This window comes from Mesorhizobium sp. ISC11 (assembly GCF_037162595.1).
Taxonomy (GTDB): domain Bacteria; phylum Pseudomonadota; class Alphaproteobacteria; order Rhizobiales; family Rhizobiaceae; genus Mesorhizobium; species Mesorhizobium ciceri.
Map to the genome: position 1 here is coordinate 1,988,807 of NZ_JAVSPW010000001.1, position 12,209 is coordinate 2,001,015.

At 62.8% G+C, this 12,209-nt stretch carries 9 protein-coding genes; 1 reads left to right on the plus strand and 8 read right to left on the minus strand.

Going from position 1 to position 12,209, the window contains the following annotated elements; all coding sequences use genetic code 11:
* Positions 1-94: 94 nt before the first annotated feature.
* Positions 95-3,592: a transcription-repair coupling factor gene (gene mfd / locus RPF88_RS09935; RefSeq protein WP_337122279.1), complete on the minus strand. Its 3,498-nt coding sequence runs from the start codon at positions 3,590-3,592 to the stop codon at positions 95-97.
* A 73-nt stretch (positions 3,593-3,665) separates the two neighbouring features.
* Entirely contained in the window at positions 3,666-3,953 is a 288-nt protein-coding gene (locus tag RPF88_RS09940) for a succinate dehydrogenase assembly factor 2 (protein WP_013531907.1), read from the minus strand.
* Between the two features lie 92 nt (positions 3,954-4,045).
* Between RPF88_RS09940 and recG the strand changes: the two genes are divergently transcribed.
* Positions 4,046-6,154, plus strand: coding sequence for an ATP-dependent DNA helicase RecG (gene recG, locus RPF88_RS09945; RefSeq protein ID WP_337122280.1), 2,109 nt, complete (start codon positions 4,046-4,048; stop codon positions 6,152-6,154).
* On the opposite strand, the gene RPF88_RS09950 is transcribed toward recG, so the two are convergent.
* The 6 genes from RPF88_RS09950 to RPF88_RS09975 all read right to left on the minus strand — a co-directional run bounded on the left by RPF88_RS09950 (position 6,106) and on the right by RPF88_RS09975 (position 12,042).
* The gene (locus tag RPF88_RS09950; RefSeq protein ID WP_013531909.1) at positions 6,106-6,861 is read right to left on the minus strand and encodes a DUF502 domain-containing protein; all 756 of its coding nucleotides are present in this window, start codon (positions 6,859-6,861) and stop codon (positions 6,106-6,108) included. The two genes, recG and RPF88_RS09950, sit on opposite strands and share 49 nt — an antisense overlap.
* 80 nt (positions 6,862-6,941) lie before the next feature.
* Positions 6,942-7,244 carry a HigA family addiction module antitoxin gene (locus RPF88_RS09955; RefSeq protein ID WP_337122282.1) on the minus strand — a complete coding sequence of 101 codons (303 nt, stop codon included), beginning with the start codon at positions 7,242-7,244 and terminating at the stop codon, positions 6,942-6,944.
* 32 nt (positions 7,245-7,276) lie between these two features.
* Positions 7,277-9,100 (minus strand): glutamine--fructose-6-phosphate transaminase (isomerizing), encoded by a 1,824-nt coding sequence (gene glmS / locus RPF88_RS09960; protein ID WP_027161477.1) that lies wholly within the window; start codon positions 9,098-9,100, stop codon positions 7,277-7,279.
* Between the two features lie 172 nt (positions 9,101-9,272).
* Positions 9,273-10,628, minus strand: coding sequence for a bifunctional UDP-N-acetylglucosamine diphosphorylase/glucosamine-1-phosphate N-acetyltransferase GlmU (gene glmU, locus RPF88_RS09965; RefSeq protein WP_337122283.1), 1,356 nt, complete (start codon positions 10,626-10,628; stop codon positions 9,273-9,275).
* Positions 10,629-10,775: 147 nt separating this feature from the next.
* On the minus strand, positions 10,776-11,213 hold the full coding sequence (locus RPF88_RS09970) for a hypothetical protein (RefSeq protein ID WP_013531913.1): 438 nt from the start codon (positions 11,211-11,213) through the stop codon (positions 10,776-10,778).
* 82 nt (positions 11,214-11,295) lie between these two features.
* Positions 11,296-12,042, minus strand: a complete 747-nt coding sequence (locus RPF88_RS09975) for a cytochrome c biogenesis CcdA family protein (RefSeq protein WP_337122284.1) — start codon at positions 12,040-12,042, stop codon at positions 11,296-11,298.
* Between the last annotated feature and the right edge of the window lie 167 nt (positions 12,043-12,209).

Below are 12,209 nucleotides of genomic sequence, written 5' to 3' on the forward strand. Positions count from 1 at the left end.
ATTCCCGCCCCAATTGGGGATCGCGGCTCCATACACGAAGCCGATTTCCTATTCTAGACCGGAATTTCAGCGCTGGCGAATGGTCCGAGGCTAGCTACGCCGCCTTCTCCACCAGCCGTGCCAACTGCGTCATGACGACCGCCGAGCCCGCCAGCCTCTTCTCGGCTGTCGGCCAGTCGCGCACGAAGACGACACTGTGGTCCGGCCGGATCTTGGCCAACGATCCCTGTTCGCCAATGAACTTGACCAGCCCGACCGGGTTGGAGAATTCGCGCTTGCGGAAATGGATGACGACGCCCTTCGGCCCGGCGTCGAGTTTTTCGACATTGGCCTTGCGGCAGAGCGCCTTGATGAAGACGATCTTCAACAGATGCTTCACCTCCTCCGGCAGCGGGCCGAAGCGGTCGATCAGCTCGGCGCCGAAAGCGTCGATTTCCTCGGTGTTTTCGAGATCGCCGAGACGGCGATAAAGCGCCAGCCGGAGCTGCAGGTCCGGAACATAGCTTTCCGGGATCATCACCGCCGTGCCGACGGCAATCTGCGGCGACCAGCCGCCATCCTGCACCTCGCCCGAATCCTTCACCTCGGCGACGGCTTCTTCCAGCATCTGCTGGTAGAGTTCGAAGCCGACCTCCTTGATGTGTCCGGACTGCTCCTCGCCGAGAAGATTGCCGGCGCCTCTGATATCGAGGTCGTGGCTGGCCAGTTGGAAGCCGGCGCCCAGAGTGTCGAGCGATTGCAGCACCTTGAGCCTCCGCTCGGCGGTGTCGGTCAGCTTGCGGTTGGCCGGCAGCGTGAACAGCGCGTAGGCCCGCACCTTCGAACGGCCGACGCGGCCGCGCAATTGGTAGAGCTGCGACAGGCCGAACATGTCGGCGTGATGAATAATCAGCGTGTTGGCAGTCGGGATGTCGAGGCCGGATTCGACGATGGTGGTCGACAACAGCACGTCGTACTGGCCGTCATAAAAGGCATTCATGATGTCGTCGAGTTCGCCCGGCGGCATCTGGCCATGAGCCACCGCCACCTTCAACTCCGGCACGGATTCCTTCAGGAAATCATGTATTTCCGAGAGATCGCTGATGCGCGGCACCACATAGAAGGAATGGCCACCGCGATAGCGTTCGCGCAGCAGCGTCTCGCGGATCACCAGCGGATCGAAGGGCGATATGAAGGTGCGCACCGCCATGCGATCGACCGGCGGCGTGGCGATCAGCGACAGCTCGCGCACCCCGGTCAACGCCAGTTGCAGCGTTCGCGGGATCGGCGTCGCCGACAGCGTCAGCACGTGCACGTCGGTCTTCAGGTCCTTCAGCCGTTCCTTGTGCTTGACGCCAAAATGCTGCTCTTCGTCGATGATCAGCAGACCAAGGTTCTTGAACGAGATCGCGGAACCGAGCAGCGCGTGCGTGCCGATGACGATGTCGACCTGGCCTTCGGCGATGCCTTTCTTGGTCTCGGCCAGTTCCTTGGCGCCGACCAGCCGCGACGCCTGGGCGACGCGGATCGGCAGGCCGGAAAACCGCTGCGAAAACGTCTTGAAATGCTGGCGTGACAGCAATGTCGTCGGCACCACCACCGCCACCTGAAAACCTTCCATTGCCGCGATGAAGGCGGCACGCAGCGCCACTTCGGTCTTGCCGAAACCGACATCGCCGCAAATCAGCCGGTCCATCGGCTTGCCGGCAGCAAGATCGTCGCGCACCGAATCGATGGCCGTCTGTTGGTCGTCGGTCTCTTCATAGGGAAAGCGGGCGGCGAACTCGCCATAGAGGCCTTCTGCCGGCACCAGTGGCGGCGCCGAGCGCATCTGCCGCTCGGCGGCGATGCGGATCAACTGACCGGCCATGTCGAGCAGGCGCTTCCTCAGCCGCGCTTTGCGCGACTGCCAGGCGCCGCCGCCAAGCTTGTCCAGCGTCGCCTCGGCCGTGTCAGAACCGTAGCGCGACAGGAGTTCGATGTTTTCCACCGGCAGGAACAGCCGGTCGTCGCCGGCATAATGGATTTCCAGGCAGTCATGCGGTGCGCCGACCGCTTCGATGGTGCGCAGGCCGATGAAACGGCCAATGCCGTGGTCGGCATGGACGACAATGTCGCCGGCCGACAGCGCCGAGGCCTCGGCAATGAAATCCGAGGGACGCTTCTTGCGTTTCGAGCGCCGGATCAGCCGGTCGCCCAAAATGTCCTGTTCGGCGACGACGACCAGTTTTTCGGTCTCGAAGCCGGATTCGAGCGGCAGCACGGCCAGGGCCGCCTGCCCCGGCTCGAGCTTTTCGGCTTCCGCCAGCGTCACGACCTGCTTGAGGTTGCCGAGATGGTGTTCGGCGAGGATCTGGCCAAGCCGGTCGAGCGAGCCTTCGGTCCAGCCGGCGATGACGACGCGGCGGCGCGCCGCGCGCTCATCGGCGATGTGTTTGACGACGACATCGAACACGTTGGCGTTCGGATCGGCGCGCTCCTCGACGAAGCTGCGGCCGTGGCGCGAACCGGCGTGATAGACCTTCTTGGCGCCAATGTCGGGCGCGTCGAATGGCGTAAAGTCGATCGCTTCGCGCGGCCCGAGCGAGGTGATCAGGTTTTCCGGGGAGAGATAGAGCAGGTCCGGCGCGACTGGCTTATAGGGCACCGCATCCTTCAGCGCGCCGTCGGCCTGCTTCCTGCGCGCCTCGTAGTGATCGAGGATCAGCGTGTGGCGCTCGGCCAGCGCCTCATGCGCCAGATGGTCGAAGATGACAGGCGTGTCAGGCAGATAGTCGAACACCGTCTCCAGCCGTTCGTAGAAGAACGGCAGCCAGTGCTCCATGCCAGCGAAGCGACGCCCTTCGCTGACCGCCGCATAGAGCCCGTCGTCGCGCTGCGGTGCGCCGAAGGCTTCGATATAGGAGCGGCGGAAGCGGCTGATGGTTTCCGGCGTCAGCGCCACCTCGCTCATCGCTTGCAGCGCCATCGACTTGCGTTGACCGGTGGTGCGCTGCGTGGCGGCGTCGAACACACGGATCGATTCCAGCGTGTCGCCGAAGAAATCGAGCCTGAGCGCCTCGGTCCAGCCGGGAGCGAACAGGTCGAGAATGCCGCCGCGCACCGCGAACTCGCCGATGCCGCGCACTGTCGGCACACGCTCGAAACCGGACGTTTCCAGCCGCGAGACCAGTGCGTTCATGTCGACCTGGTTGCCGGGCCTGGCATGAAAAGTCTGCGCCTCGACCAACTCGGACGGCGGAATGCGCTGCAGCAGCGCATTGGCGGTGGTGAGGATGACGGCGCGGTGCGGCTTCTTCGCCAGAGCGATCATGGCGGTCAGCGCATCGAGGCGCTTGGCGGCCGCATCGGAGCCGGGCGAGACGCGGTCGTAGGGCAAGCAATCCCAGGCCGGCAGTTCCAGCACCGGCAGGCCGGGGGCCGCGAAGGACAATGCCTCGATGATCGCCGGCAGGCGCTGACCGTCGCGCGCGACGAACAGAACCGGCTTGTCGGGCGCGATCTCGAGCGCCGCCTGCACCAGCGCAAAGGCTTCGTAGCCGTCGGCGACGCCATCGACGATGAACTGACCGGCGCGGCCTTTCGGCAGACCGATGGTGGGAATGAGGCTCATGAAATCACGGTCTTGTTTTATCGCAATTCCGAACGGAAAACCGCTTCGTTACTTTTCCTGGAATTGCTTGTGTTCAGAATGTCAGAGAGCGGCGGAAAGCCAGGATCTTTCGCAGGACGGCACAATCGATATCGGCCGGAACCGGGCGTTCGCCGGTGACCATAGGCAGGAATTCGGTATCGGGAATGTCGAGGAGCCTCTCATATTGGTCGATTTCCTCGTTGGTCAAGACGCCGATCTCAGCGTCGGCGAAAGTGCCGAGGATCAGGTCCATCTCGCGCATGCCGCGATGCCAGGAGCGAAACAGAAGCTTGCGGCGGCGCACGTCCAGCCCCTCGCTTGATCTCGTCGTTCCGGTCATCGTACCGCATCCTTGCTTGCTGCGGCGCATATAGCGTGGATAGAAGGGGCTGTCAGCCTTGCGCTGCCGCCGTCGCAACATAAGCTGACATCATGCGCCCGACCATCCTCGATCCCTTGTTTGTCCCGATCACGTCGCTTGCAGGCGTCGGACCGAAAGTCGGCGCGCTGATCGAGAAGGTTGTTCCGGCCGATCTCGGCGACCGCGCGGCGCGTGCCGGCGATCTTCTGTTCGTGCTGCCGCACACCGTCATCGACCGGCGCAGTCGGCCTGGTATCGCGGGATCCGCGGAAGGCCAGATCGTCACGCTCGATGTGCGCATCGACCGCCACCAGCCGCCACCGCGTGGCAACAGGTCGGTGCCCTACCGGGTCTTCGCCCATGACGATACCGGGGAGATCGCGCTGACCTTCTTCCATGCTCACGCCTCCTATCTCGAAAAGGCGATGCCCGAGGGCGAGCATGTCGTGGTCTCGGGCCGCATGGAATGGTTCAACGGCCGCCCGAGCATGGTCCACCCCGACCATATTGCGCTGGCCAGCGAGGCGGAAAACCTGCCGCTGGTCGAGCCGGTCTATCCCCTGACAGCCGGGCTCTCGGGCAAGGTGCTGCGCCGGGCGATCGGCCAGGCGCTGACGCGCGTGCCTGAATTTCCCGAATGGCAGGACGGCGCCTTCATGCGGCGGCACACCTTTGCGGCCTTTGGCGATGCGCTTGCCCGCATCCACAATCCGGCCGACCCGATTGACGTCTCCATCGATGGTGCCGCCTGGCGGCGGCTCGCCTATGACGAGTTGCTGGCGGGCCAGGTCTCGCTGGCGCTGGTGCGAGCGAAAGTCCGCAGGCTGTCCGGGCGACCCCTGGTCGGCGACGGCCGCATCGTCGAAAAACTGCGGGCCGCGCTGCCCTATTCGCTGACATCAAGCCAGGAGTTTGCGCTGGCCGAAATCAATGCCGACCTCGTCGACCCAGAGCGCATGCTGCGGCTTCTGCAGGGCGATGTCGGTTCCGGCAAGACCGTCGTCGCGCTGCTGGCCATGGCGCGTGCCGTCGAGGCCGGCGGCCAGGCAGCCTTGATGGCACCGACCGAAATCCTGGCGCGCCAGCATCTGGCGACCATCACGCCGCTTGCCGCCAAGGTAGGGCTTCGCATCGCCATCCTCACCGGTCGCGAGAAGGGCCGCGAACGCACGGATACGCTGGCCGGCCTGGCAAGCGGCGAGATCGACATCGTCGTCGGCACCCACGCGCTGTTCCAGGAGACCGTCACCTTCAAAGACCTCGTCTTCGCCGTCATCGACGAGCAGCATCGTTTCGGCGTCCATCAGCGGCTTGCCATCACCGCCAAGGGCGACGCGCCAGACATGCTGGTGATGACGGCCACTCCTATCCCGCGCACCCTGGTGCTGACCGCTTTCGGTGACATGGACGTGTCGAAACTGACGGAAAAACCGGCCGGCCGCCAGCCGATCCGTACCGTTACGCTGCCGCTCGAGCGGCTCGACGAACTGGTCGACCGCATGGTGGACGCCGTCGCCGGCGGCCAGAAGATCTACTGGATCTGTCCGCTGGTCGAGGAATCCGAAGAGATCAAACTGATGTCGGCCGAAGACCGCTTCGCCTCGCTGAAACCATTGTTCGGCGATCGCATCGGTCTCGTTCACGGCCGCATGAAGGGTGCCGAGAAGGACGAGGCGATGCGCGCCTTCAAGCAGGGCGAGACACGCATCCTGATCGCCACCACCGTCATCGAGGTCGGCGTCGACGTGCCGGACGCCACCGTCATGGTCATCGAGCATGCAGAGCGCTTCGGCCTTGCCCAACTGCACCAGCTTCGCGGCCGGGTCGGACGCGGTGACAAGCCTTCCTCATGCGTGCTGCTCTACAAGGACCCGCTCGGCGAGACCGCAAAACGCCGGCTGTCGGTGATGCGCGAGACCGAGGATGGGTTCCTGATCGCCGAGGAGGACCTGAAGCTGCGCGGCGAAGGCGAATTGCTGGGCACCCGCCAGTCGGGCACGCCGGGCTTCCAGGTGGCTCGCATCGAGGCGCATGCCGACCTTCTGGAGGCCGCCCGCGACGATGCCAGGCTGATCCTGTCACGCGATCCGGAGCTGCAATCGCAGCGTGGTGAGGCGTTGCGCCTGCTGCTTTACTTGTTCGGTCGCGACGAAGCCGTGCGGCTTCTGCGCGCCGGCTGAGCCAGGGCGGCAACCGAAGGGTTGGCGAGCATCCCTTCGATCGGCTCGCCATTCACGACAACCATTTGCTTTACTTCGGGCGCCACCAGACCGGCGGAGACGATCAGCTTGGCGCCATCCTCGATCGTCATGTCGAGCAGCACGATGTCCGACTTCGGCACATACATCAGGAAGCCCGTGGTCGGGTTTGGCGTGCACGGCATGAATACGGCAATCAGCGGATCGCCTTCCTGGTCGAGCTTCTGGTTGATCTCGGTTTCCTTTTCACTGGCGACGAACACCAGCGACCACACGCCCTTGCGCGGATATTCGACCAGCCCGACCTGGCGGAACATGTCACCCTTGTTCGACAGCACGGTCTCGAAAATCTGTTTCAGCGAGCCGTAGATGCCGCGCACCAGCGGCATGCGGCCAAGCAGGCGCTCGCCGAAATTGACGATGGCGCGGCCGACGATGTTTGCCGTCAGGAAACCGATCAGCGTGATCAGGATAAGCGCCACGATCAGTCCGAACCCCGGCACCGGAAACGACAGGTAGGTGTCAGGGCTGTAGCGGGCCGGAATATAAGGCTTCACCCAGGAATCGACCCAGCCGATGAACGACCAGGCAATGTAGGCGGTGATCGCCAAGGGCGCGCAGACGATGAAGCCCGTGAGGAAATAGTTCCTCAGCCGGGTCATGCCGGAGGTCTTGGGAGCATCGGACATGGTTCACCGGAGCGCGGGTTGCAGCGCAACATTAGTGAACCGGACGAAGCTTTGGAACTGCGAAGTTTTTAAAGAGCCGATTATGCCGCTACTTCCAACGGCTCAATCTTCTCGAGCTCCGGCGCCAGCTTTCTGGCTTCGGTTTCAAGCTCATAGGCCTGTTGAAAATTCATCCAGAATTCGGGCGTGGTGTTGAAAAATCTGGCGAGGCGAAGAGCGATATCGGGAGTCAGGCCGATCTCTTCCTTGGCAATGCGTTCGATACGGGTGCGCGGAAGGTTGAGCTTTTTCGCCAGCGCGCCTGCACTCATGCCGAGCGGGACGAGATATTCTTCACGCAGGAATTCTCCAGGATGAACTGGACGTGCGAACTTCGATGCCATTCGGCTCAACCTCCGGTCTGGAAGGGCAAAACCTATTCCACCGTCACCGATTTCGCCAGATTGCGTGGCTGGTCGACGTCGGTGCCCATGAACACGGCGGTGAAATAGGCCAGCATCTGTATCGGCAGCGCATAGATGATCGGCGAGATGATTTCCGGCACGTCCGGCAGCACGATCGTCTCCATCGTCTTCACGCTCACCTGCGCCGCGCCCTTGCTGTCGGTGATCAGGATGATCTTGCCGCCGCGCGCCGCCACCTCCTGCATGTTGGAAACGGTTTTCTCGAAGATCCGGTCATGCGGCGCGATGACGATGACCGGCATGTTCTCGTCGATCAGCGCGATCGGCCCATGCTTCAGTTCGCCGGCTGCATAGCCTTCGGCGTGGATGTAGGAGATTTCCTTGAGTTTCAGCGCGCCTTCCATGGCCAGCGGGAAGTTGGTGTCGCGGCCGAGATAGAGCACGTCCTTGTAGCGCGAGAGTTCGCGCGCGATCCGCTCGATCTGCTCTTCAAGCTTGAGCACCTGGTTGGCGTAGCGCGGCGCCTCCGAAAGCGCGCGCACCAGGGTTTTCTCCTGTTCCTTCGAAATCATACCGCGCGCCACGCCGGCGCGCACCGCAAGCGCGGCCAGCACGGAAAGCTGGCAGGTGAAGGCCTTGGTCGAGGCGACGCCGATCTCGGGTCCGGCAAGCGTCGGCAGCACGACGTCGGATTCGCGCGCCATGGTCGATTCGCGCACATTGACGATCGCGCCGATCTTCATGCCGGCTTTGCGGCAATAACGCAGCGAGGCCAGCGTGTCGGCGGTCTCGCCCGATTGCGAGATGAAAAACGCCGCATCGTTCTTCGACAGCGGCATTTCGCGGTAACGGAATTCGGAGGCGACATCGATGTCGACGGGCAGGCGCGCGTAGCGTTCGAACCAGTACTTGCCGATCAGGCCGGCCAGATACGCCGTGCCGCAGGCCGAGATCGCCAGCCGACCAATTTTGGCGAAGTCGAACGGCAGGTCGAGCGGCTTCGACACTCCGGAGACGAAATCCACGTAATGCGCCAGCGTGTGCGAGATCACCTCGGGCTGCTCATGGATTTCCTTTTCCATGAAATGGCGCCGGTTGCCCTTGTCGACCATGAAGCTGGTCGACAGCGACTGCTGGCGTTTGCGCTCTACCTTTGTGCCGCCGATATCGAAGATCTCCACGCCGTCGCGGCGTACCACCGCCCAGTCGCCATCTTCCAGATAGGTGATCGAATTGGTGAACGGGGCGAGCGCGATGGCGTCGGAGCCCAGGAACATCTCGCCATCGCCATGGCCGACGGCCAAAGGCGGACCGTTGCGGGCGCCGACGATCAAATCCTCGTCGCCTTTGAACATGATCGCCAGCGCAAAGGCGCCTTCCAGCCGCTTCAGCGCCTGGTGCGCGGCTTCGACCGGATTCAGCCCCTTGGCGAGTTCGCGGGCCACCAGATGCGCCACGACCTCGGTGTCGGTCTGCGACGAAAAAGAATAGCCGTCGCGGACCAGTTCGTCGCGCAGTTCGGCGAAATTCTCGATGATGCCGTTGTGGACGATGGCGACGCCGTCGGAAAAATGCGGATGCGCATTGGTCTCGTTGGGCACGCCATGCGTCGCCCAGCGCGTGTGGCCGATGCCGATCGTGCCATCGAGCGGCTCGTCCTTGAGCCGGCGCTCCAGGTTGATCAACTTGCCTTCGGCACGGCGGCGGGCGAGTTCACCACGCTCGATGGTCGCGACGCCGGCCGAATCATAGCCACGGTACTCCAACCGCTTCAGCGCATCGACGATGAGCGGCGCAACCTGCGAGTGGCCGACGATTCCAACGATACCGCACATGCAGAAAGCCCCCGATTCCCCGGAAAACCAGCGCTATTTAGGGATGGCCGGCCTGCCGTGGAAAGTCACATTGCATTTCGTCCCGTATAACGGAACGCTCATTCTGTCGATGCACCATGACAGGCCGCTCTTGCAATCCGGTTACTGCAATCGTTCGGTTTGCGGGCTGGTCTTACTTTTTCGCCGCCGCCGCCGAAGCAAAGCGCTCGCGCAACTCCTTGCCCTTGCCTGGAATGGTCTTCTGGCGGGCGCGGCCGAAGGCCAGCGCGTCGTCGGGCACGCTTTCGGTGATCACGCTGCCTGAGGCGATGTAGCCGCCCTTGCCGATGGTGACAGGCGCCACCAGCGACGAATTGGAGCCGACAAAAGCGCCCTCGCCGATGTCGGTGAAGAATTTCGAATAGCCGTCATAATTGCAGGTAATGGTGCCGGCGCCGATATTGGCCCCAGCACCGACACGGGCGTCACCGATATAGGTCAAATGGTTGACCTTGGCGCCCTCTTCGATAACCGCCTGCTTGACCTCGCAGAAATTGCCGACCTTGGCCTTGTTCCTGAGATCGGCGCCCGGCCGCAGCCGCGCGTACGGCCCGACATCGCAATTGGACGCAATGGTGGCGCCCTCGATATGGCTGAACGCATGGATCTTGGCGCCCGTGGCAATCTTCACGCCCGGACCGAACCAGACATGGGGCTCGACGATCGTGTCAGTGCCGATCTCGGTATCGTGCGAGAAATACACCGTCTCCGGCGCGATCAGCGTCACGCCCGACAGCATCGTCTCATGCCGCCGGCGCGCCTGCCAGATAGCTTCGGCTTGCGCCAGTTCGGCGCGGTTGTTGATGCCGAGCGCGCTTTCGAAACTGGCTTCGGTGGCCACGACATCGAGGCCTCGCGCACTGGCGATCTCGACAATGTCGGTGAGATAATACTCGCCCTTGGCATTTTTGTTGCCGACCCGATCGAGCAGCGCCAGCGCCTGGGCGCCGGCCACCGCCATCATGCCGGCATTGCAGAAGGTTATTTTCCTCTCCCCCTCGGAGCAGTCCTTCTCCTCGCGGATGGCAATCAGCTTGCCGTCCTTTTCGATCAACCGGCCATAACCAGTCGGACTGGGCGGACGGAATCCGATCACGACGACGGCAGCGCCTTCAGCCAGTTTCAGCCGCGCCACGGTCAGCGCATCTGCGTCGATCAGCGGCGTGTCCCCAAACATCACGAGAATATCGTCATAACCCTTTGATATCGCATCGCGTGCGGCAAGCACGGCATGCGCGGTGCCAAGGCGCTTTTCCTGCACGAAAGTCTCGGCCTTGGGCGCGAACTTTGCCGCGGCCTTGCGCATCTCGTCGGCGCCATGGCCGATCACCAGCGCCTGGCTGCCGGCACCCGCCTCTTCCGCTGCCTTCACCACATGGGCGACCATCGGCAGCCCGGCAATCTGGTGCAGCACCTTCGGCAGTACGCTCTTCATGCGCGTGCCTTCGCCGGCGGCGAGGATGACGGACAGGCAGGATCTCTGGCTCATGGATGGGCAACCATATGAAAGGGTTGGGAATCAAGACAGGATAGCAGTGGGCCCATGCTTCACCAATGCGGTTAAATTCCGGTGAGATGGCGGAGCAGCTGACTCTTAATCAGCGGGTCTTAGGACAGAATTCGGCAGTCAGCACCCCTACAACAGGCCGTGTTTCCTGAATTCCGCCTGCTCGTCACCCGATATCCAGCCAAACACCTTCAGCTTGCCATCGCGCTTTTCGACGAGATAGTTGATCGCAAAGTCGATGGTCACGAGACTCCCATCCTTGCGTTCATAGTCACCGGACCAGTTTACCTCAGCCACGCAATGGTCCTGATCGATTGGCATCACCGAGACATCGACGCAGGTCATTCTCTTGCTGCCGAGGGCACGATAGGCCTCAAAACCCTTTGTCATAATGGCCTTCAACTGCTCGCCATTCTCGCCAACCATGACCGCCGCCGGCGTCACCGAGACAAAACCCGCCGAATACATGTCCGCGACGTCGTTGAGATCGACGGTGTCGGCGATCGCGTCATTGTAGATTTTCTCATAGGCCTTGAAGAATTTTCGCACATCCGCCTTGGCTACCATTCTCGCCTCCCGGCTCGAAAAAGTGTTGGTCAACGGCACTGCAAATGCGGGCTGGTGTGCATCGTTCCCGTGCGGGGGGAGACTACCCCAGCCGCCCCAGCACTGGAAAATTCTCCAGCAGCCAATACGACACGGTCTGCACGCCACCAGTCAGAAAAAACACGCCGGCGATCACCAGCAGCGCGCCGATGGCCTTTTCGACGCGGCCGAGATGGACGCGGAATTTGCCGAGGAAGCGCATGAAGGCGCCGGAAAACAGCGCTGCGATCAGGAACGGGATGCCCAGCCCCAGCGAATAGGCGGCGAGCAGCAGCGCGCCCTCGCCCACCGTTTCACGGCCGCCGGCCAGCGTCAGGATCGGTCCCAGAACCGGGCCGATGCACGGCGTCCAGCCGAAGGCGAAAGCCAGCCCCATGACATAGGCCGCGATTGCACTTGCCGGCTTCCCTTGCGACTGGAAGCGTGCCTCGCGTGACAGCAGCGGAATGCGCAGGATGCCGAGGAAATTCAGGCCCATCAGGATGATCAGCACGCCTGCGCCCATGGCCAGCGGCTCCTGCCAGACGCGCAGCAGCCGGCCGATGGTCGAGGCGCCGGCGCCGAGCGCGACAAAGACGGTCGAGAAGCCGAGCACGAAGGCGATCGAAGAATAGATCAGCGCGCCGCGTGCGCCTTCACGCGCTGTCGCACCCGCATTGCCACGGAAATCGTCGACCGAGACGCCGGCCATATAACAGAGATAAGGCGGCACCAGCGGCAGCACGCAAGGCGACAGGAACGAAATCGCCCCAGCCCCGACCGCGCTGACATAGCCGATGTCCAATGCCATTTCCAATAACTCCAATGTCGTGACGCCGATATAGCGACGCGCAGCCTTGTCCACCAATCACCATTGTGTTGGCAAGATCATCCATTGCCCGACGCACTTGCCAGGAAGAAACGACAGCCCGCAGGCGTTGATGCTGTGAGGCCGCGATTTCCCGCGCGTCTCCAGAT

What these genes read in the sequence shown, in the direction of transcription:
- mfd (WP_337122279.1), bottom strand. Translation starts at nt 3,592, where the DNA reads ATGAGCCTCATTCCCACCATCGGTCTGCCGAAAGGCCGCGCCGGTCAG.
- RPF88_RS09940 (WP_013531907.1), bottom strand. Translation starts at nt 3,953, where the DNA reads ATGACCGGAACGACGAGATCAAGCGAGGGGCTGGACGTGCGCCGCCGC.
- recG (WP_337122280.1), top strand. Translation starts at nt 4,046, where the DNA reads ATGCGCCCGACCATCCTCGATCCCTTGTTTGTCCCGATCACGTCGCTT.
- RPF88_RS09950 (WP_013531909.1), bottom strand. Translation starts at nt 6,861, where the DNA reads ATGTCCGATGCTCCCAAGACCTCCGGCATGACCCGGCTGAGGAACTAT.
- RPF88_RS09955 (WP_337122282.1), bottom strand. Translation starts at nt 7,244, where the DNA reads ATGGCATCGAAGTTCGCACGTCCAGTTCATCCTGGAGAATTCCTGCGT.
- glmS (WP_027161477.1), bottom strand. Translation starts at nt 9,100, where the DNA reads ATGTGCGGTATCGTTGGAATCGTCGGCCACTCGCAGGTTGCGCCGCTC.
- glmU (WP_337122283.1), bottom strand. Translation starts at nt 10,628, where the DNA reads ATGAGCCAGAGATCCTGCCTGTCCGTCATCCTCGCCGCCGGCGAAGGC.
- RPF88_RS09970 (WP_013531913.1), bottom strand. Translation starts at nt 11,213, where the DNA reads ATGGTAGCCAAGGCGGATGTGCGAAAATTCTTCAAGGCCTATGAGAAA.
- RPF88_RS09975 (WP_337122284.1), bottom strand. Translation starts at nt 12,042, where the DNA reads ATGGCATTGGACATCGGCTATGTCAGCGCGGTCGGGGCTGGGGCGATT.